Here is a 21,271-nt window from a genome sequence, read left to right as displayed (position 1 = left end):
CGCATGGTGATCGGACAAAAGAATAAGCCGGAAAACGAGGCGAGTTCCCGCGCGAGCTGGAACACGCCTCGTTCCGATTCGCGTACGCGCATGTCGTACGGGTCGCGCATGGCGCTGTCCTTCGCACTGACTTCGCTCATGACCGTGGGTATTCTGGTGTGCGTGATCTCGGTGGTGTGGGGCGGCGTGTTCAGCGAGTACACGCGCGCCAACGTGACCGAGCTCGCCAGGCTCACGAGCGAGAAGCTCGCCAGCATCTATGAGACGAGCGGGGAGTGGACCCTGTCCGATCTCGCATCCCTTTCCGACTCCACCATGGTTTCGGACGATATCGGCTTGCAGATCATGGCGGCCGACGGCACGGTGCTCTACGACGACACGTGGCCCGCGGCTCCGGTCGCAGCTGAGCTCAAGCGCCTGCGCGAGCAAGAGGAAGCAGCTCAGCGGCGCGCCGAGCAGGCGGAGCAGGCTGCTGATTCCGCGGAGAACGAACAGGACGCCGAAGACGCGGCAGCCGCAGCAGCCGCGGCCGATGCGGCTGCCGCCGCAGCACGGGCGGACGCCAAGGCGGGCGAGGAGGAATGGATCGCCCAGGCGCACAGCTTGACCTCGTCGGCGCCGACGGATGCCGAGGGGGCGGTGACCGAGCCGGTCGTGACCTCCGACGGCGAGACCGTCGGGTCGGTCCGCCTGTGGGTCATGGGCAGCGACGTGCTGCTCACCAAGGCCGACGCGGCGTTTCGCGACCGCACCTTCAACGCCATCGTCATCGCGGCGGTCGTCGCGGTGACCATCTCGCTGCTCATCGGCCTTCTTGTCTCCCGCATGCTCGTGAAACCCATCGGGCGCATCACCAGCACGGCCAAGCAGATTCGCGACGGCGACCTGTCCGCGCGCACCAATCTGCGCGGCGAGGACGAGATCGACCAGCTCGGCGAGACGTTCGATGAGATGGCGACCTCGCTCGAGAAGGACCTCAAGCACGAGCGCCGCCTGACCTCGGACGTCGCCCATGAGCTGCGCACGCCGCTCATGGCCATGCTCGCCACGGTGGAGGCCATGCAAGACGGCGTGTACCCGACGGACGCGGAGCATCTCGAGACAGTCGCCTCCGAGACCCGGCGCCTTGCGCGCCTGGTCCAGCAGATGCTCGATCTCTCGCGCATGGAGAATCGCACCGCTCCGCTCAACCTGGAGCCGGTCGACGTGGTCTCGCTCACGCGCAACATCGTGAACGCGCAGGAACAGCTCTTCATCTCCCGCGATCTGCGCCTGCGCTTCTCCGACGAGACGGACGGGCGCTCGGCCACCATCGAGATCGACCCCGATATGATCACGCAGGCCATCATCAACCTCATGAGCAACGCGATGCGCTACACCCCCGAGGGCGGCTGGGTGGTCGTGTCGGTGATGCTCGACCGCAAAAACGTGCTCGTCTCGGTGGCCGACACGGGCATCGGCATCGCCAAGGAGGACCTGTCGCGCATCTTCGGGCGCTTCTGGCGCGCTGACTCCAGCCGCGCGCGCGAGGCGGGCGGCCTGGGCGTGGGCCTCGCGGTGACCAAGCAGATCATCGAGCGCCACCACGGGTTCATCTCGGTTGAATCCGAGCTCGGGAAGGGCACGACGTTCACGATCCACCTGCCGCGCGAGCACGTCTCCGAGTAGCAGCCGATGCGGCGACGGACGCGCGGCGATGCGTGCCCGTGACCCGGGGATCGGTCTTACTATTTTATGATTCAGGGAGCGCGCGCCTGCGCATGCGGCGCGCGTTCCACTACAATGAGGGGCTAGTTTGCACTTTGCCGGTCAAGGAGGGTCGCGTCCCTGCCGCTCCGCGCATGGTGCGGACAGCGTGCCGGTGCGCCGGTGCGATCGATTCAGCGTTTGTGTGAGGAGTTGACCAACGTGACTCAGATGGAGCGTCGTCCGGATTCCCGTGGCAAGGTTCGTGATATCTACGATGCCGGTGACAACCTGCTGATGGTCGCCACCGACCGCCTGTCGGCGTTTGACTACATCCTGCCCGACGAGATTCCCTATAAGGGCGAGGTCCTGAACCGTATCTCCGCGTTCTGGTTTGATAAGTTCGCCGACATCGTCCCCAATCACATGGTGACGATCGATGCCGAGCAGTTCCCCGAGGAGTTCGCCGAGTACCGCAGCTACCTGTCGGGCCGCGCGATGCTGGTCAAGAAGGCCGAGCCGATCATGATCGAGTGCATCGTTCGCGGCTACCTCACCGGCAGCGGCAAGAAGACCTACGATCAGGACGGCACCGTGTGCGGCATCAAGCTGCCCGCCGGTCTGGTCGAGGCGTCCAAGCTGCCCGAGCCGCTGTTCACCCCGTCCACCAAGGCGGCCATCGGCGACCATGACGAGAACATCTCCTATGAGCGCTGCGTCGAGATCGTCGGCGAGGATATCGCTTCGCAGATCCGCGACCTTTCGCTCAAGATCTACACCGCCGCAGCCGACTACGCGGCGACCCGCGGCATCATCATCGCCGACACGAAGTTCGAGTTCGGCATCATCGATGGCAAGGTGACGCTGATCGACGAGTGCCTGACTCCCGATTCGAGCCGTTTCTGGCCTGCCGCCGAGTACGAGGAGGGCAAGGTCCAGGGCAGCTACGACAAGCAGTACGTGCGCGATTGGCTGAAGGCCAACTGGGATATGACCGGCGACGCGCCGCACCTGCCCGCCGAGGTCATCGAGGGCACGTCCGCCCGTTACCGTGAGGCCTACGAGCTTCTCACCGGTACCGCATTTGAGTCCATGAAGGAGAACGACTAAGTGAGTACCCGCAACCCCCTGAACAAGCGCAGCCAGGCGCAGCAGACCGGCGAGGCCACCGGCTTTACGCGCAAGTCCGCCGCGTCCGCCAAGCCCGCCCGCAACGCCGGCTCGTCCGTGCGCGTTGTCCCCGCTTCCGCTAAGGACAAGCGTCGCCAGGCTCAGCGCGGCGAGTCGCTGGTGGGCCTCTCCAAGGAGGAGAAGCGCGCCCGCAAGAAGGAGGAGCGCCTGCGCGAGGACCGTCTTTACGCGGTGTCCAACGAGCTGCTGCGCGCCGACCCCGACTACAGGTCGAGGCGCAGGGTGTTCTGGGCGTTGCTCGCTGTCGGTATCGTGGCCACGCTGTTCGTGTGGATCATGATGGTCGCCGCGCCCACCACCGAGGTTGGCACCATGCAGATCGCGCAGATCGTAGGCCTGGTCGTGGCGTATGCGGCCATCATCGGCTCGTTCATCTTTGACATCGTGCGCGTCCGTCCGCTGCGCAACGACGCGCGCAGCCGCGCCGAGGGCATGTCTGAGGCCAAGCAGCTCGCGCTGCTCGAGGAGGTTGCTGCCAAGAGCAACAAGAAGCGCGATGCCAAGAAGGACGAGGCCGAGCAGGAGGCTGAGCCTGCCGCAGCTGCCAAACAGGGAAAGAAGCGCTCCAAGAAGAAGTAGCGCTGTCACATTATCGATGCTGGTACGGGGTGTGCGCCAAGGGCGTGCGCCCCGTTTTTGGCTGTCGGCCCTGAGGTGGCGGAGGTGCGCCGCGTTGCAGGGCCGCCCTGCGCCCGTTATCCGTTCGTCCACGCGTGCCGCCGGGCGAACCGGTCCCTTGCCGCCTGCCTGCTCGTTGGCCGGGGCGCCATCAAATCATGCGATAATGAAAGATGGACTGAAAGACGTACCGTTATCCGATGTTGGGAGCGCCCATGATCAAATCCGAGCTGACCGCCGAAGACGCCCGCATGGGCATGAGGACGCTCGACCCGCAGATTGATCGCTACGCCAGCCTGGTTGTCCGCACCGGCGTGAACGTCAAACCCGGACAGGAGCTGGTAATCCAGGCTCCCGTCGAGACGCAGGACTTTGTCCGCAAGCTCGTGAAGCACGGCTACGAGGCCGGTGCCGGCCACGTCACGGTCATCTGGGGTGACGACGTGGTGACACGCCTGACCTACGAGCATATGGACGTGTCGTACTTCGAGCAGACGCCCGAGTGGCAGCGCATCCAGCTGGAGTCTCTGGCCGAGATGGGCGCCTGCTTCATCTTCGTCGAGGGATCCGACCCGCAGGCGCTTGCCGGCATCGATCCCGCCAAGCCCGCGACCGCTTCCAAGGCGCGCAATACGCAGTGTCGCGCGTTTCGTCGTGGTCTCGACTTCAACATCAATCCGTGGTGCATCGCCGGCGCGCCGGTGGCCGCCTGGGCCAAGCAGGTCTTTCCCGACCTGTGCGAGGAAGCGGCGATCTACCGCCTGTGGTGCGCCATCCTGTCCGTCGCTCGCGCCGACGGCGACGACCCCGAGAGCGACTGGGAGCTGCACGACGCGACGTTCGAGAAGAACCTGCGGTTCCTGAACGAGCGCCACTTCGACTCGCTGCACTTCACTTCCGAAAACGGCACGGATCTGACGGTCGGCCTGACCGACAAGCACCTGTGGGCGGGCGGCTGCGGCGAGACGCCCGACGGCCATCCGTTCTTCCCCAACATCCCGACGGAGGAGGTCTTCACCTCGCCCGACTGCGAACGCGTGAACGGCATCGTGCACTCCGCGCTGCCGTTGATCCGCTACGGGAGCAAGGTCGATGGGTTCTGGCTGCGCTTTGAAAACGGCGTGGTGGTCGACTACGACGCCGTCGTCGGTCGCGACGTGCTGACGGCCATCCTGGATACCGACGAGGGCGCGCGCCGCCTGGGCGAGGTCGCGCTCATCTCAAAGAACACGCCGATCAGCGAGAGCGGCATCCTGTTCTACGACACGCTGTACGACGAGAACGCGAGCTGCCACTTGGCGCTCGGCATCGGGTTTGCCGAGTGCTACGAGGGCGGCTACGAGATGACGCCCGAGGAGCTGCGCGCGCACGGCGTGAACACGTCGAGCACGCACGTCGACTTCATGATCGGCACCGATGACATGGACATCATGGGTATCTGCGCTGACGGCACGGAGGTGCCGGTGTTCGTGAACGGCCAGTGGAGCTGGGAGTAGCGCGAGCGCCCCGCGTTCCGTTGTCCGCGCGGCGTGTGGCCCGCACCCGCGGTGCGTGGTACAATGCCTGTCGCGGGCCGTTAGCTCAGCTGGCAGAGCAGGGGACTTTTAATCCCAAGGTCTAGGGTTCGAACCCCTAACGGCCCACCCTTTGCATGATGAAAGCCCCGGCAACGGGGCTTTTTCGTACCGCAGGATGGCGCCAGGGCACGTCGCCGGCCGCCTGCGTTTTGTTGGAGGTGGAGGCATGACGCGCGACGAGGCGCTCAACGTGCTCGGGCTCGCTGCGGGTGCGAGCCGCGAGGAGATCTCTGCGGCGTATCGCGAGCTTGCCCAGATGCTTCACCCCGATAAATACGGCGACAACAAGCGCCTGCGCGCCCGTGCCGAGCAGCAGATGCGCACCATCAACGAGGCGCGCGACGTGCTGCTCAAGGGTGCGCGGAGCTCGCGGCGCACGGCGGGGGGAAGGACCTCCTCCGCGACGGCGAGCTCGCCCGCGTCCATCGCCTTCGAGGCCACCGCACGTGCCAACGCTGCCGAGACGGCGCGCCTGTCTGTCGTGGCCGACCTGCGCACCATGCGCGAACGGCGCCGGTCCATGCTCATGATGGCGGGGGTGGCGGCTGTGATCGCGTTTTTCTTCTCGCGGATGCGGGGAGGCATCGGTCTCACCATCTTTTCGGTCGCCTCGATGGTGGCGGTGTGGGGCGTCATCGATGCGGTGCTGCTCTCGAGTCAGGTTGACGCCCTGCAGAAGCGCTCGCGGGAGCTCCTGCAGACGCGGGACGCTGCGCGCAAGATCGCCGAGGAGGCCTCGCAGCTCGGTGCTTGATGGGGGCGCCGAGCGCGGATGGGGTCCGACGAGGGGCGCTCCGCCTGCCGCCCTCCCTCGTCAGGCGTCCTGCATCTGGCTATGCGCGTCGAGGGGTGCTGTGCGCTACAATGTTTCGTTAGCCCATGAGAGGGGAGTCTGGGATATGACCGACAATCAGCAGACAGCCGGCGCCGTATCGCCGGAACTCGACGCCATGACGTGCGACATGATCGGTCTGTTCCTCGACGCACTCGCCGAGGGCGAGAACCCCGGCGTCGTCATCTGCGTGGAAGATGCCCAGGGGAACCGCTACGAAGCGGCCTTTTCCGAGGACGGCGAGGAAGCCTGTCTCGCCGCCGCGCAGCAGTTCATCTCCTCCCACGCCGCCCACGGTGTGACCGACGAAGGTGTGGGCAAGATCGAGCGCTATGCGGTCGCCTACGCGGGCTGCGTGGATATCGATGGCGATTACGAGAACGCCGTACTCGTGAGTTTCTGCGAGCGCGGGCTGCCCTGCGGCTATTCGGCCTACGTGCTGTTCGACAACATGGGCGCAGGCGATAACTTTATGTGGAGCGACCCTGAACCTGCAGGTGAAGAGCCCCAGCTCTTCTAAGGTCCGCTACTATATAAGCGCTTTTTAAACCGGTTACCGATATTATCGCGCGCCTGCCGATTGAGGCTGGCGCGCGCTGCAGTGAGGAAGAGGGTACATGCGCGTCGAGAACCTGAGGAACATCGCCATCATCGCCCACGTCGACCACGGCAAGACCACGCTGGTCGACAAGCTGCTGCGCGCCACGGATGCCTTCCGTGCCAACCAGCAGGTTGAGGAGCGCGTGCTCGACTCCAACGATCAGGAGCGCGAGCGCGGCATCACCATTCTGGCCAAGAACATCTCCATCGAGTACAAGGGCGTCAAGATCAACGTCATCGACACCCCTGGCCACGCCGACTTCGGCGGCGAGGTCGAGCGCGTGCTGCGCATGGCCGACGGCGCGCTGCTGCTCGTCGACGCCTTCGAGGGCCCCATGCCCCAGACGCGCTTCGTATTGCGCCACGCCATCGACACCGGCCTGCGCATCATGATCGTCATCAACAAGATCGACCGCCCGGGCGCCGACCCCGAGCGCGCCTACAACGACTGCCTCGATCTCATGGCCGACCTGGGCGCCTCCGACGAGCAGCTTGAGTTCGCCATGGAGCACGTGGTGTACGCGAGCGCGGTGAACGGTTTTGCCCGCCTCGATCCCGAGGACGGCAACGACAACATGTACCCGCTGCTCGACATGATCCTCGACGACATGCCCGCGCCCGAGGTCGACGTCGACGGTCCGCTTGCCATGCAGTGCGTGACGGTCGACCACTCCAGCTACGTCGGCCGTATCGGCATCGGCCGCGTGTACTCCGGCACCATCCACGCCGGCGACCGCATCCTCGTGGTCAAGAACGACGGCGAGCGCGCGATCGCCACGGTCAAGCAGCTGTTCACCTTCGACTATCTGGGTCGCACGGAGTGCACCGAGGTCGGTGCGGGCGATATCGCCGCCGTCGTGGGCGTCGACTCCACCGACATCGGCGATGTGTACACCGATCCCGACAACCCCGTCGAGCTCGACCCGATCGAGATCGATCCGCCGACCCTGTCCGTCGTCTTCGAGGCCTCGACCTCGCCGCTCGTCGGTCGCGACGGCGACATCGTGGGCGCCCGTCAGCTCAAGGAGCGCTTGTTCAACGAGCGCGAGAACAACGTGACCATGCGCATCGAGGAGCTGCCCGACAAGAGCGGTGTCGAGGTGTCCGGCCGCGGCATCCTGCACCTGTCCGTCCTTATGGAGACCATGCGCCGCGAGGGCTACGAGTTCCAGGTCGGCCGTCCGCGCGTCCTGTTCAAGAAGGACGAGAACGGCAACCGCGTGGAGCCCATCGAGCAGGCGGTCGTGGAGTGCCCCGACGAGTACGCCGGCAAGGTCATCGAGCTGTTCGGCAACGCCGGCGGCACCATGACCAACATGCAGGCGGGCTCGACCGTCACCCACATCGAGTTCCGCATCCCCACGCGCGGCATCATGGGCCTCAAGAACCGCATCATGAACGTGAGCCACGGCGAGGGCGTGTTCTACCACACCTTCCTGGAGTACGGTCCGTACGCTGGTGAGATCGGCAACCGCAACAACGGCGCCATGATCTCCATGACGACCGAGAAGGCCGTGGCCTACGCGCTCGGCACGCTGCAGGAGCGCGGCCAGCTGTTCGTCGAGCCCGGTACCGAGTGCTACGAGGGCATGCTCGTGGGCGAGCGCTCCAAGCCCGGCGACATGGTGGTCAACATCGCACGCACGAAGAACCTGGGCAACCAGCGCTCCTCGACGGCCGATATCGCCGTGCAGCTGGTGCCGCCCCGCACCTTCTCGCTCGAGGAGGCCCTCGAGTACATTGCCGACGACGAGCTCGTCGAGATCACGCCCAAGAACATCCGTCTGCGCAAGCGCCTGCTGAACGCCACCGACCGCAAGAAGGCGGCCGCTCGCGCCATGAACGGCAAGTAAGGGCTTTTCTTAGAGACGCTCGGATTCGCGCCGCCGCATCGCACGATGTGGCGGCGTTTCGCGTTAAGGGGGTCGACAAGTTTGTACCTGGCACCATCTTGTCGCGACAAGATGGTGCCAGGTACAAACTTGTCGCTTAGCCGCTTTAGAGGTCGAGCTTTCGGTGGGCGCGCGCCTTGCGGTGGCGCTGCAGGCGGTCGAGCGCGGCCTTGCGGCGCTCGCGGTGGCGCCGGCGCTCGATATCGGCCTGCACGCGCTCGCGGCGGCCCTCAAGCTCCTCGGGGGAGCGGGTCGTCGTCTCGGGGCGCGTGGCGCGCATCTTGCGGCGCGAGCGATGGATCGCCTCGGCGATGTCCATGTCGGCAGGGCTTTTGATGTCGTAGGCAAGCGAGATGAAGCGCAAAAGCATCGTGGTGGCAACGCAGACGATGACGGCGATGATGTGGTCGATGCCCATGTCGGCAAGCAGCACGTACGCGATGGCGCCGGCGATTGCCGCGACGGCGTAGAGATTGCTGCGCTGGAAGATGCCGGGCGTGCGACCCAGGCAGATGTCGCGCAGCATGCCGCCGCCGACCGCTGTGAAGAAGCCCATGGTCACGCAGATGATGGGCTCGAAGCCGTAGACATAGGCCTTGTCGGCGCCAGTCGCGGCAAACAGGCCGACCGAGAAGATGTCGAGCACCGCGATGAGGCGGTCTTGCTTCTCGATGAGCGAGGGGATCATGAACGTGACGGCCGCGGTGATGACCGCGGACGGCAGCGCGAGGGGCTGGTCGAGGAAGTAGACGCTGCCGACCTGCAGGATGACATCACGGATCAGACCGCCGCCCAGGCTGCAGAAGACCGCGAGGGCGATGGCACCGACCAGGTCGAGCTTCTGCTTGCGTGCAGTGAGCGCACCGGTGACCGATGCGATGACGACGGCTGCCATCTCGAAGCCGATAGGGATGGGGACCATCTGGTAGTCGGCACCGCCTCCGGCGAACACGGTCGCTACGGCGGGAGCGGTGATGGCGAGCAGAGCGGGCATGGGCATCTTTCCGGTTGCGATACGGGGATAGACCATCGCTATCTTACACGCTTTATGGGGGATGGGGGATGTTGGTGCCCGGCGGTTGAGAAGGGGCGCGGAGCGGGCTTTCGCCGTCGGCCGGCGGCGGCGGAGAGAGAGGGATGTCGGCCGCCTGCTGCGCAGGCGACCTCCCGCTGCAGAGGCCCTGCGGGCCTCCTTGCGACTCATGCTGGCAAAGAGGCTCGCGCGCTTTGCGCAGCATGAGGCCCTACGGGTTCGAATCCCTCTGCCCGTGGCGGTAAAGGGCTCCGGTTTCAAACCTGTTGGGATGGAGCAGGTAGGCTGCTATGTTCCAATGCCGTGTCCTGATCGGGGCGGAGAGAGAGGGATGTCGGCCGCCTGCTGCGCAGGCCCTGCGGGCCTCCTTGCGCGCTTCGCTGGAAAATGCTCAACGCATTTTCTCAGCTTCGCGCCCTGCGGGTTCGAATCCCTCTCGCCCTCAGTTGAGAAGGGCTTCGGGCCTCGGGCTATTTCATTATCGTAAAGGTAACTGGCGGAGAGAGAGGGATTCGAACCCTCGGAACGCTCGCGCGCTCAACGGTTTTCAAGACCGCCGCATTCAACCGCTCTGCCATCTCTCCGTGAGTTGTAATGATAGCATCGAATCAATGCGGCTAAAGTCGGGAGGATTCGTGGACACAATCGAGATGGCCGAGCTTGATGAGCGCTTCATGCGCGAGGCGCTTGCCGAGGCGCGTGTTGCGGCGCAGATGGGGGAGGTCCCTATCGGTGCGGTGGTGGTCCACGAGGGAAAGATCATCGCCCGTGCCCACAACCTGCGCGAACACGACGAGGACCCCTCGGCGCATGCGGAGTTTTCGGCCATGGTCGCCGCGTCGCGCGCCCTCGGTCGCTGGCGCCTGACAGGTTGCACGGTCTACGTCACTCTCGAGCCCTGCACCATGTGCGCGGGCCTCATGGTCAACGCCCGCATCGACCGCTGCGTCTACGGTGCAGCCGATCCGAAAGGCGGCGCGCTGGGATCGCTGTACGACCTCAACGAAGACGACCGCCTAAACCATGCGTTCGAGGTCACCGCGGGTGTCCTGGAAGATGAATGCGCCGCGGAGCTTACGGCCTTTTTCTCGGACCTGCGGCGGCATGGCGTCACGGCTGCACGGCGGGATGCGTGCGCCGACGAGTGCTCTGCGGGTGCTGCGGTTTCGCCTGCGCGCCCGACCGCTGCCCGCAGGCGCGCGGCGTCCCGGCCCGGGCGCCCTGTTAAAAACGTCCTCCTCGCTCTGGACGCCTTCAAGGGCAGCGCCTCGAGCGCGCAGGTGGAGCAATGGGCCGCGGAGGGCATCGCCCGCGCCGACAAGGCGATTCAGGTCCAATGCGTCCCCGTCGCCGATGGCGGCGAGGGCACACTCGACGCCGTGCTGTCCATACCCGGCGCAGCCGAACGGCGCATGGAGGTGCGCGACGCCTTCGGCATCACCTGCTCGGCGCGGTATGCGTGGCTCGACGCAGGGAAGGCGGGCGCGCCTGAAGTCCCTGGCGAGCGGGGGCCGCGTTCAGCCGCGCCGGAAGGACTGCTTGCCGCTGCATCGGGCGGCGCGATCGCGGTTATCGAAATGGCGCAGGCGGCGGGCCTCGACCTTTCCCGGCGCTCCCACGAGGCGGCGCTTGCGGCGTCGACATACGGCGTGGGCCAGCTGGTGCGCGCTGCGGCGCAGGAAGGTGCCCGGACGATTTACCTGGGGCTGGGAGGTAGCGCGACCTGCGATGGCGGCTCGGGCTTCCTGCGCGCCCTCGGCGCCCGCCTGCTTGACGATGCGGGCCGTGAGGTCCGTGACGGCCTCGTGGGATTGCAGGACGTCGCGTATATCGACCTCTCGCCGGCGCTCGATGCCTTGGGCGGCACTCGCGTGGTGGCGCTTGCCGATGTGAAGAGTCCGCTGGTGGGGCCCCGTGGATCTATCGCGGTGTTCGGGCCGCAGAAGGGCTTGCCGGACGATGCGGACACGCTGCGTGCATACGATCGCTGGATGATTGCATACGGCGCGCTTCTGGACGAGGCGAGCAGACGTCTGGAGGACCGCGCGTTCCGCTCGCTGGGCGGCGTGCCTGGCGCGGGCGCTGCCGGCGGTCTGGGTGCCGCCGTCCTCGCTCTCGGCGGCGAGCTTGTCTCCGGAGTCGATGCCGTTTTGGATCTTGTCGGCTTTGACGCCAAGCTTGCGGACGCCGACCTCGTCATCACGGGCGAGGGGATGATGGACGAGCAGTCCGCGGCGGGCAAGGCACCGGTTGGCGTCGCGCGCCGGGCGCAGGCGGCGGGCGTTCCCGTCGTGGCGCTGGTCGGTGGCAGGGCCGACGAGCTCGACGCGCTCTACCGGGCGGGTATCAAGGCCGTCATCCCAGTCGTGCGACGTCCCATGTCGCTCGACGAGGCACTGCGTCCCGAGGAAGCGCGGCGCAATCTTACTTGCGCGGCGGAGACGCTCATGCGCCTGTACGGTTAGGAGCCTCTGCGTGGTACGATGCCTATCGTTTACCGGAAAACGATAGGAGCGCGTATGTCCGAGCACGTCACCTACAACTTCGACCAGGTTATCGACCGTCGCCACGACCGGTGGAGCTATTCGGAGAAATGGAGCGATTCCGTCGCGACGGCGGAGCACTGCGGCGTGCCGGCCATCACCGACGACCATATCGCCCTCTTTACCGCAGACATGGATTTCCGCTGTGCGCGGCCCATCCTCGACGCGCTCCACGCAACCGTCGACCACGGTATCTTCGGCTATTCGGGCATCGGGGGCAACGACCGCTACTTCTCCGCGGTGCGCGATTGGTTCGCACGGCGCGACGGCTGGGAGATCGACACGTCGCTCGTGGCGTACTCCGCCGGAACGGTTGCGGCGCTCAACGCCTGTGTGCGCGCGTTTACCGAGCCGGGCGACGCCATCATCATCCAGCGCCCCGTCTACCCGCCGTTTGCCAAGGCGGTGGAGGGCAACGGACGCACCCTGCTCGACAACCATCTGGTGCGCCATACCGCCGCCGACGAGCAGGGCGACCTGTACTACACGATGGATTTCGAGGGGCTGGAGGAGCTGGCGGCGCGCCCCGAGGCCCGCATGCTCATCCTGTGCAACCCGCACAACCCGGTCGGCCGCGTGTGGACGGAGGAGGAGATCGCGCGGCTCGCGGACATCTGCAGCCGTCATGACGCGCTGATCGTTGCCGACGAGATTCACGGCGACCTGCTGGCGCCGGGCGTGCGCATGCGCCACGTGGCCCAGGTTGCACCCGAGGCGCGCGTCGTCACCTGCACGGCCACCAACAAGACGTTCAACCTCGCCGGGCTTCCCGCCACCAATGTGGTCTTCAGCGATGCCGCCGACAAGGAATGCTTCGAGAGCGCCTTAGGACATGCGAACCCCTCGCCGTTTGCCATCAGCGCAGCGATTGCCGCCTACGAGGAGGGCGAGGACTGGCTCGAGCAGTGCCTGGCGTATCTGGACGGCAACATCCGCACGGTCGTCGCCTATATGGCCGAGCATCTGCCCGACGTGGGCGTGCGCGCGCCGGAGGGCACCTACATCCTGTGGCTCGACTTCACCGAGCGCTGCCGTGCCCTGGGTATCGATGGGGCTGAGCTGCACCGTCGCATCTACGAGGACGCCCGCGTGCTGCTGCAGGACGGTGTGAACTTCGACCCGCAAGGCGGCGAGTTCTTCCAGCGCATGGTGGTGCCGAGCCCGCGCCGCGTGCTGCTCGACGCCTGCGAGCGCATCGCCCGCGTCCTCTCGTAGCAGCATATGGGTTGGTTGGGGACGTGTTCCATCCAACCCATTCTGACCGGCGTCACCCGACAGGTTTGTACCTGGCACCATCTTGTCGCTCAACCCATTATGGGTTGGATGGAACACGTCCCCAACCAACCCATGTGCAGATGCGTGGGAGAATGGTCGTTGCTTCCATTTTCCGGTTCGAGTCGGGTATCATGTCGCTTACAGCGCTTGCGCGTTCGATGGGTTCGGGTGACGATATGTTCCGAACCTGGTCAGGTCCGGGAGGAAGCAGCCATAAGGAGCCTCTGCCGGGCACCCGTTCCCATCGAGTGCACAGGCGCTTCTTGCTGCGCCGACATCATGCGGGATTCGGCCAGGCGTTTTCACCCCCGCCCCTGTACCCTGCCGCCTTCAACGCTCGGTGAAATTACCTTCGCATTACCTGCGCGCAACCTCGATATCGTATGATTGAACCTCGGATTGTCTCCGCTGCAAGGTAAGGGTTCCCGCATGCTAGAGCTGCTCAGGCGTTTCTCCGGCGGATTCCGTCGCTACTTTATCATCGGTCCGGCGTGCAAGCTGCTCGAGGTCTTCTTCGACCTTCTGACGCCGCTGGTCATCGCCCGCATGATCGACGAGGGTGTCGGCACGCACGATGCCGGTCTTGTGCTGCGCTACGGCGCCCTGCTCATCGGCATGGCGGTCGTCGGCATGTGCTTCACCCTGGTCTGTCAGAAGATGGCGGCGCTCGCCTCGCAGGGCATGGGCACCCAGATCCGCTCGGCGCTCTTCCGCCGTATCAACGAGTTCTCCTATGCCGAGCTCGACCGCTTCGGCACGCCGTCGCTCATCACGCGCATCACCAACGACATCAACCAGGTGCAGCTCGCTGTGGCGCTCGGCGTGCGCCAGCTCATCCGCTGGCCCTTCCTGGCGGTGGGCTCCATGTGCGCCGCCCTGCTCATCGATCTGAAGCTCGGGCTCGTGTTCCTCATCTCCACGCCGCTGATCGGCCTGGTGTTCTGGCTGGTCATGGCGAGGTGCGTGCCGTACTTCAAGCAGATGCAGGCAAAACTCGACCGCATCGGCCTGATCACGCGCGAGGGCCTGTCGGGCATGCGCGTCGTGCGCGCCTTCGTGCGCGAGGACCACGAGCGCGAGCGCTTCCGCGCGGCGGCGTACGAGCAGTCGGCCGTGGCCATCGCGGTCGGCAAGCTCTCGAGCGTGCTGAACCCCGTCACCTTCCTGGTCATGAATCTCGGCGTATGCGCCATCCTGTGGATGGGCGGCATCCAGGTCGACACGGGCGTGCTCACGCAGGGCCAGGTCATGGCGTTCGTGAACTACATGACCCAGACCCTGCTCTCCATCGTCTACGTGGCGAACCTCGTGGTGGTGTTCACCAAGGCGAGCGCCTCCGCCTCGCGCGTCAACGACGTGCTGGACTGCGAGCCGAGCATCACCGATGACGGCAACGAGCCGGTCACCCTGCCGAGCGCCTCCGATGTGGAGCGCGGTACCGCACCGGCCGCGCTGCGCATGGACGGCGCCTGCTTCGCTTTCGGCGACGCCGAGGTCAACACCCTCGATCGCGTGAGCCTCACGCTGCAGCTGGGGCAGACGCTCGGCGTCATCGGCGGCACGGGCTCGGGCAAGTCGACGCTCGTCTCGCTCATCCCGCGCCTGTACGACGTGCGCTCCGGTTCGGTGGAGGTCATGGGCACCGATGTGCGCCGCTGGCCGCTCGACCAGCTCCGCCACGTGGTGGGCATCGTGCCGCAGCGGGCGTCGCTGCTCTCGGGCACCATCCGCTCCAACCTGACGTGGCGCGATGCCAAGGCGACCGACGATGAGCTGTGGGCCGCGCTTGCGATCGCGCAGGCCGAGGACTTCGTGCGCAAGCTGCCGCAGGGCCTGGACGCGCCGGTCGAGGCGGGCGGCAAGAACTTCTCGGGCGGTCAGCGCCAGCGTCTCACCATCGCGCGTGCGCTGGTGGGCAACCCGCTGCTGCTGATCCTGGACGATTCCGCCTCCGCGCTCGACTTCAAGACCGACGCGGCGCTGCGCCGTGCAATTCACCAGCGCTCCGTCGAGGGCGCTGCGGGCGGCGCGCTGCCGCTCACCACGGTCATCGTGAGCCAGCGCGTCTCGTCGGTGCGCGACGCGGACCTCATCTGCGTCATGTCGCACGGCAGCGTGGCCGGGCTCGGCACGCATGACGAGCTGCTGGCCAGCTGCCCGCTGTACGAGGAGATCTGTCTGTCCCAGCTCAAGCGCGAGGAGCTCGAGGGGGCTGGCGCCGCCACGCCCGGCCAGGCCGCGGATAAGGAGGCTGCCGAATGAATCCGTATGCATCCGCCGGTTCCGTCTCGACGGTCACGGCCAGCGTTTCCGGTAACGACAACCTGAACGGCGACGGCAAGGGTGCGCCGCGCGGCGACATCGGTGGCCGTCGCCTCACGACCGCCGAGGTCACGCGCCGTCTGCTGACCTACGTCCGACCGCACGCGGCGTCGTTCTCCATCTCGTTCATCTCCGCTGCCATCTCGGTGGTGCTACAGCTGTATACGCCGATCCTCATCGGCCGTGGCATCGACCTCATCATCGATACCGGCCGCGTGGACTTCGATGCGCTCATGCCGCTCGTGCAGACGCTGGCGCTCGTCGTCGTGGGTGCGGCCGCCTTCCAATGGCTGCAGGGCTACTGCGTGAACCGTCTGTGCTACGAGACGGTGCGCGACATGCGCATCGAGGCGAGCGAGAAGCTCAGCCGCATGCCGTTGTCGTTTATCGACGCGCATCCGCACGGCGACCTGATCTCGCGCGTGGTGAACGACGTCGACCAGGTGGGCGACGGCCTGCTCCAGGGATTCACCCAGCTGTTCACCGGTGTCGTGACCATTGTGGGCACGCTCGTGTTCATGTTGACCATCTCGGTGCCCATGGCTATCGTCGTGGTGCTCGTGACGCCGCTGTCCGTGCTCGCCGCGTCGCTCATCGCCAAGTTCTCCAACCGCAGCTTCAACGACCAGCAGCGCATTCAGGGCCAGCTGGGCGGCTATATCGAGGAGTACGTGGGCAACCAGAAGCTCGTGGAGGCCTTCGCGCACGGGGCTGAGGCCCGCGAGGGGTTTGACGGCATCAACGACGAGCTGTATACCGCCGGCGAGCGCGCGCAGTTCTTGAGTTCGCTTTCCAATCCCGGTACGCGTTTCATCAACAACATCATCTACGCGGTCGTGGCCATCATCGGCTGCGTCGGCGTGATCACGGGCGTGCCCGCCGCGCTGACGGTGGGCGAGGTCCAGACGTTTCTTTCCTACGCCAACCAGTACACCAAGCCCTTCAACGAGATCACGAGCGTCATCACGCAGATCCAGACGGCCTACGCCTCGGCGCGTCGCCTGTTTGCCCTGCTCGACGCTACCGAGGAGGTGCCCGACGCGCCGGATGCCGTAGAGCTTGCAGACGCCCGCGGCGACGTGTCGCTGTCGCACGTGGACTTCTCCTACGTGAAGGATCGCAAGCTGCTGCAGGATATCTGCATCGATGCCGCCGCCGGCAAGCGCTTTGCGCTCGTGGGTCCCACGGGCTGCGGCAAGACGACCCTCATCAACCTGCTGCTGCGCTTCTACGATGTGGATGCGGGCACGATCACGCTCGACGGCGTCGACACCGCCAGCATCACGCGTGCCAGCCTGCGCCGGAGCTTCGGCATGGTGCTGCAGGACACATGGCTGTTCGAGGGCACGGTGCACGACAATATCGCCTATGGCAAGCCCGATGCCACGCGCGAGGAGGTTATCGAGGCGGCGCGCCGGGCGCATGCCGACAAGTTCATCGCGGCGTTGCCCGACGGCTACGACACCGTGATCGGCGAGGACGGCGGTTCGTTCTCCGCCGGCCAGAAGCAGCTTATGTGCATCGCCCGCGTCATGCTTACCGACCCTGCGATCCTGCTGTTGGACGAGGCGACGTCGAGTATCGATACCCGTACCGAGCTGCAGGTCCAGGCGGCATTCGACGAGCTCATGGCCGGGCGCACGAGCTTTGTGGTGGCCCATCGCCTGAGTACGATTCGCAACTCGGATTGCATCCTGTACATGCGCGACGGCGTGATCGAGGAGCGCGGCACGCACGACGAGCTGCTCGCGCTGGGCGGTGCCTACGCGGAGCTGTACAATTCCCAGTTCGCCGAAGTCTAACCGACAAAAGCGACAAGAAGGGGCCGGGTGCAAACGCGTCGCGACACGTTTGCACCCGACCCCTTCTTGTCGGTCTACAGGACCTCGACGCCGTTGTTGGCGCAGGCCTGGAGGAAGTCGGCGGGCAGGTTGCCGTCGCTCACGACGATGTCGACGCGGTCGAGTCCGCAGACCGAAAACGTGCTGCGCACGCCCACCTTGCTGGAATCCATCAGCGCGATGACCTCGTCGGCGTGCTCGATGCAGGCGCGCTTCAGGCCCGCCTCCTCGCTTGCGCCGCAGGCAAAGCCGGTCTTGGGCGAGTATCCCGTGACGCCCATGAAGTACTGGTCGAAGGCAAGCCCTTGGATGGCGTCGACGCTCTGGCTGCCGTTGACACTCATGCTGTAGCGGTTGAGCTTTCCGCCGACCAGGTAGGCCGACGGGCGCTCGAGGCGCGCAAGCTCGGCGGCGCAGGTGAGGCCTGACGTGAAGATGAGCAGGTTCTCGTCGGGAAGCGCGGCGGCAAACGACGTCGTCGTGCTGCCGGAATCCAGGAAGACCGTCGTGTTGGGACGGATGAGCGACAGGGCCTTGCGGGCGATGAGGTTCTTGGCGTCGGTGTTTTTGGCGGTTCGCGTGCTGAGCAGGCCGTCGGTGCCGATGATCTGCTCGACGGAGCGCGCGCCGCCGTGTATGCGGACGATGCGGCCCTCGGCGTCGAGCGCCTTGAGGTCGGTGCGCAGCGTCATATCGGAGACGTTGGGGAAGACTTCCTTGAGCTGTCGGAACGAAACGGTTCCTTGCGCATTAACCAGATCGACGATGGCGTTGCGACGTTCCTCCATGGAAACCCCCTGTTGAAGCAGCTCGTAGAGCGCATGATCTCCTCATAGCATCATAGCAGCTTTTCGAAACGACAGTATGGTTGCCAGCAAGGGCAACGTTGCTGCAAACGGGTCGGTTGGGGACGTGTTCCGTTCAACCCATTTGCGGGCCTCCTTCGCCCGCGCTCCCTGGCCCCGTCTTCGCAGAGGGGGCGGCGCGCCTTGCCGCAGATGGGTTGAACGGAACACGTCCCCAACCGACCCGTTTGCGGTACCCCCGTTTAGGGGACGGTTTTGGAGGGACCCTTCGAGTAGGCGGCGCCTTCGCCCCGTGAAACCCGCAGGTAGACGGGGTGCGCGTTTTCGGTCTACTCGGGGCCCCGCCGCAAAACCGTCCCCTAAACGGGGGTATGCGTTCCGGGGGGTGCCGATGGGGCTCATCTGGTCGCGTCCGGAGGCGCGGACGGGGCAAACGGAGGTCCTTTGTGACGGAGTGGCGGCGGGCGATGGGGTTGCATGCCATCGCCCGCCGCCACGGTTCAAGAAGGTCAACAGGAGGGGGTGTGCTTAGGCCTCGGTCCAGTGCTCGAGCAGGTAGCGCTCGGCGGCGGGGCACCACAGGCCGCGGTTGGCCTCGACGATGTCGGCCAGGCCGGCGAAGCGCTCGTCCTCGGCGGCGCGATCGCGCAGCTCATCGAGGGCGGTCAGCGGCATGCTCACATGCGTGTAGATGAGCTTCTTACCGCCAGGGATCTTTGGCAGGTTGAGCGTCGTCTCGGCGACGGCGTCCAGGCCGCCCACGTGCGTCACCATGACGGAGGGGTCGACGCGGTCGGCCGCGGTGAGCTCGAGCGACTCGACCATGTCGGCGGTGTTGCCACCGGTGGTGCCCATGACGTGGTGGCTGCCGTAGTGCACCTCGTAGAAGTTGATCGGTGCGCTGAACTGCTTGTCGGTGGGGCCGGCGAAGAAGTTCAGGCAGCCGTCGCGTCCCATGATGGCAGAAGACAGCGTGACGACGGGCGCCACAGGCGCATAGCACAACACGTCGTCGAAGCCCTCGCCGCCGGCGATGGCGCGCAGCTCGGCTGCGGGGTCGGCCATCGTGCCATTGTTGGCAAACACGAGCTCGATGCCCGTCTGCTCCTTGATCTCCGCGGGCGGGAATAGCTCGGCGGCGCGGTCCAGACGGTCCTGATTGATGTCGGCGACGCACACGAGCGACGGGCGACGGTCGCAGTGCAGCGCGTAGGTGAGCGCGCCCAGGCCCATCGGGCCGGCGCCGGCCACGATGGCGAGCTTGCCGCCCTCGCGGATGCCCATCTCATGGGTGTAGACGCCCATCTGCGTGTGATACGCCGCATGGAACGCACCGATCGAGCAGCTCATGGGCTCGGCAAGAGAGGCCTGGTAGTAGGCCTCGCCGGTGTACTCGAGCAGGCAGTCGCACTCCATGACCTCTGCGGGCAGGATGCAGTAGGTGGCGTCGCCACCGCAGAACTCGTAGGAGTAGCCGGGGCTCCACATGGTGCCCTTGTAGTTCAAAGCGGGCTGGATCGTGAACTTCATGCCGGGCTTAAAGCGGTCGGCCCACTTGGCGCCGACCTCGACGATGTCGCCGGCGAACTCGTGACCCATGATGGCGGGGTGCTCGGCCACGTCCTCGTGGACGCGCTTGTGGTCGACACCCAGGGTGGCGCACTTGTAGGTGGACATGCAGATGCTGTCGGAGACGACGCGCACGAGCACCTCGTCGTCTTTGATCTGCGGAAGCTCGAACTCCTCGAGACGCAGGTCGTTGGCTGCGTGGAGACGCACTGCCTTGGCTTTCATGATGACTCCTTTCTCTCGCGCCCCGGCCGGGGCGCGCTCGTACCTGATTGGGTGGTCGCTCAAAATCGCGCCGGCGCGCAGGCGGGAATACGCCGTGCTGGCACGTACGACCTACAACTCCTCGACGTCTACCTGCGGCAGCAGCGCGTCGATATCCTCGCGGCGCGCCGGCTCGGTGCCGGGGCGCATGACGGTGGCAGCGCCCGTCGCCATGGCGAGCCGCGCTGCGTCGATCGGCTCCATGCCGGCGTCGAGCGCGTAGGCCAGCGCCGCCACGACGGAGTCGCCCGCGCCGACGGTCGAGACGACCTCGACTGCGGGCTGGCGCAGACGCCAGGCTCCCGCGGCGGTCACATACACCGCGCCCTCGCCGCCCATGGAGACCATGACCTGAGAAATCCCCTGGTCCTGCAGCTCGCGTGCCGCCTCGACGATCTTGTCGGTCGTGTCCAGCTCGCGCCCGAGCATGCGTCCGAGCTCGACTTCGTTGGGCTTGACGAGCTCGGGCTTGGCGGCAAGGCCCGCCTTGAGCACCTCGCCGTCGGCGTCGAGAAACACGCGCGCGCCCGCCTTGCGGCATGCCCGCGCCCAGGTGGCGTAGGTGTTGGTGGGGGCGCCCACCGGCAGGCTGCCCGAGAGCACGACGATGTCGCCGGGGGAGACCTGCAGGGCGAGGATGGCGAGCGCGTCGTCGAGCAGCGACTGGGTGACCGATGCGCCCGGCTCGTTGACGTCGGTGTAGGTTCCGAGTGCGAGATCGACGATCTTCGTGTTGGTGCGGGTGGACCCCAACCCCTCGAACACCTGCTTGGAAATGCCGAGCTTGTCGAGGGAGCTGGCGATTAGCGCACCGGTGGCGCCGCCGACGATGGCAAACGCCGTGCTCGTGCCCCCGAGCGCGCGGATGGTCTTGGAGACGTTGATGCCCTTGCCGCCGGGGTCCTGGCGGACCTTCGTGGCGCGGTTCACCGCGTCGATGGTGAAGCGGTCGACGTAGACCGTCTTGTCGATGGCCGGGTTGAGCGTGACGGTGTAGATCATGGCGGGTCCCTCTCTGTCGGGATCGCGTTCGCAGGCGGTTGTCCGCGGTCATGTCCGCCGCCCGCGTGCCGCTTGCGAAACGCACTCCGAAAGCGCCGATGGCTTTCGTAACAAAACTAAGCACATAGTAAATCGCAAAGAATCATTGTCAATACAACAGTCAAAAACTTTGAAAACAACGGCGAAATCGACCATCCACCGAGCGAAACATACCGCTCAC

The 21,271-nt window shown here is 65.9% G+C and carries 15 protein-coding genes, 2 tRNA genes and 1 other RNA gene; 13 read left to right on the top strand and 5 right to left on the bottom strand.

The genetic code is table 11. The features are described 5' to 3' along the window. Window positions 1–3: 3 nt before the first annotated feature. The 8 genes from QUW00_RS00870 (at window position 4) to typA (ending at window position 8,357) form a co-directional block, all read left to right on the top strand. Complete coding sequence (locus QUW00_RS00870; protein ID WP_289612518.1) at window positions 4–1,668, top strand: sensor histidine kinase; 1,665 nt, start codon at window positions 4–6, stop codon at window positions 1,666–1,668. Window positions 1,669–1,917: 249 nt separating this feature from the next. Further along, window positions 1,918–2,796, top strand: a complete 879-nt coding sequence (locus QUW00_RS00865) for a phosphoribosylaminoimidazolesuccinocarboxamide synthase (RefSeq protein ID WP_289612621.1) — start codon at window positions 1,918–1,920, stop codon at window positions 2,794–2,796. Then, entirely contained in the window at window positions 2,797–3,456 is a 660-nt protein-coding gene (locus QUW00_RS00860) for a hypothetical protein (RefSeq protein WP_289612517.1), read from the top strand. A 254-nt stretch (window positions 3,457–3,710) separates the two neighbouring features. Further along, window positions 3,711–4,991 (top strand): aminopeptidase, encoded by a 1,281-nt coding sequence (locus QUW00_RS00855; protein WP_289612516.1) that lies wholly within the window; start codon window positions 3,711–3,713, stop codon window positions 4,989–4,991. Between the two features lie 74 nt (window positions 4,992–5,065). Continuing rightward, window positions 5,066–5,138 (top strand) — tRNA-Lys (locus QUW00_RS00850). Window positions 5,139–5,238: 100 nt separating this feature from the next. Then, the gene (locus QUW00_RS00845; RefSeq protein WP_289612515.1) at window positions 5,239–5,826 is read left to right on the top strand and encodes a J domain-containing protein; all 588 of its coding nucleotides are present in this window, start codon (window positions 5,239–5,241) and stop codon (window positions 5,824–5,826) included. 145 nt (window positions 5,827–5,971) lie between these two features. Continuing rightward, window positions 5,972–6,424 (top strand): hypothetical protein, encoded by a 453-nt coding sequence (locus tag QUW00_RS00840; RefSeq protein ID WP_289612514.1) that lies wholly within the window; start codon window positions 5,972–5,974, stop codon window positions 6,422–6,424. Between the two features lie 97 nt (window positions 6,425–6,521). Next, window positions 6,522–8,357 carry a translational GTPase TypA gene (gene typA / locus QUW00_RS00835; RefSeq protein ID WP_289612513.1) on the top strand — a complete coding sequence of 612 codons (1,836 nt, stop codon included), beginning with the start codon at window positions 6,522–6,524 and terminating at the stop codon, window positions 8,355–8,357. A gap of 145 nt (window positions 8,358–8,502) precedes the next feature. Here the strand turns inward: typA and QUW00_RS00830 are convergent, their stop codons facing one another. Together QUW00_RS00830 and QUW00_RS00825 are read right to left on the bottom strand one after the other, a co-directional pair. Then, the gene (locus QUW00_RS00830) at window positions 8,503–9,390 is read right to left on the bottom strand and encodes a trimeric intracellular cation channel family protein (protein WP_289612512.1); all 888 of its coding nucleotides are present in this window, start codon (window positions 9,388–9,390) and stop codon (window positions 8,503–8,505) included. Between the two features lie 533 nt (window positions 9,391–9,923). After that, window positions 9,924–10,013, bottom strand: a tRNA-Ser gene (locus tag QUW00_RS00825). A 51-nt stretch (window positions 10,014–10,064) separates the two neighbouring features. Between QUW00_RS00825 and tadA the strand changes: the two genes are divergently transcribed. The 5 genes from tadA to QUW00_RS00800 all read left to right on the top strand — a co-directional run bounded on the left by tadA (window position 10,065) and on the right by QUW00_RS00800 (window position 17,371). Continuing rightward, a complete protein-coding gene (tadA, locus tag QUW00_RS00820; protein ID WP_289612511.1) occupies window positions 10,065–11,894 on the top strand; it encodes a tRNA adenosine(34) deaminase TadA in 1,830 nt (609 codons plus the stop codon). A gap of 54 nt (window positions 11,895–11,948) precedes the next feature. Then, window positions 11,949–13,187: a MalY/PatB family protein gene (locus QUW00_RS00815; protein WP_289612510.1), complete on the top strand. Its 1,239-nt coding sequence runs from the start codon at window positions 11,949–11,951 to the stop codon at window positions 13,185–13,187. Between the two features lie 215 nt (window positions 13,188–13,402). Then, window positions 13,403–13,498: signal recognition particle sRNA small type (gene ffs / locus QUW00_RS00810), an RNA gene on the top strand. A gap of 178 nt (window positions 13,499–13,676) precedes the next feature. Beyond that, entirely contained in the window at window positions 13,677–15,509 is a 1,833-nt protein-coding gene (locus QUW00_RS00805) for an ABC transporter ATP-binding protein (RefSeq protein WP_289612509.1), read from the top strand. After that, window positions 15,506–17,371, top strand: coding sequence for an ABC transporter ATP-binding protein (locus QUW00_RS00800; RefSeq protein ID WP_289612508.1), 1,866 nt, complete (start codon window positions 15,506–15,508; stop codon window positions 17,369–17,371). The genes QUW00_RS00805 and QUW00_RS00800 overlap by 4 nt, the downstream gene beginning before the upstream one ends. A gap of 74 nt (window positions 17,372–17,445) precedes the next feature. On the opposite strand, the gene QUW00_RS00795 is transcribed toward QUW00_RS00800, so the two are convergent. The 3 genes from QUW00_RS00795 to pfkB all read right to left on the bottom strand — a co-directional run bounded on the left by QUW00_RS00795 (window position 17,446) and on the right by pfkB (window position 21,051). Continuing rightward, window positions 17,446–18,198, bottom strand: a complete 753-nt coding sequence (locus QUW00_RS00795; RefSeq protein ID WP_289612507.1) for a DeoR/GlpR family DNA-binding transcription regulator — start codon at window positions 18,196–18,198, stop codon at window positions 17,446–17,448. Between the two features lie 546 nt (window positions 18,199–18,744). After that, window positions 18,745–20,010 (bottom strand): zinc-binding dehydrogenase, encoded by a 1,266-nt coding sequence (locus tag QUW00_RS00790; protein ID WP_289612506.1) that lies wholly within the window; start codon window positions 20,008–20,010, stop codon window positions 18,745–18,747. A gap of 111 nt (window positions 20,011–20,121) precedes the next feature. Further along, the gene (gene pfkB, locus QUW00_RS00785) at window positions 20,122–21,051 is read right to left on the bottom strand and encodes a 1-phosphofructokinase (protein ID WP_289612505.1); all 930 of its coding nucleotides are present in this window, start codon (window positions 21,049–21,051) and stop codon (window positions 20,122–20,124) included. Between the last annotated feature and the right edge of the window lie 220 nt (window positions 21,052–21,271).

Origin of the sequence: Collinsella tanakaei (genome assembly GCF_030373545.1) — a bacterium.
Lineage (GTDB): Bacteria > Actinomycetota > Coriobacteriia > Coriobacteriales > Coriobacteriaceae > Collinsella > Collinsella tanakaei_C.
The sequence above is the reverse complement of the archived record's forward strand: the minus strand, read 5'-3'. Positions and strand labels throughout refer to the sequence as shown.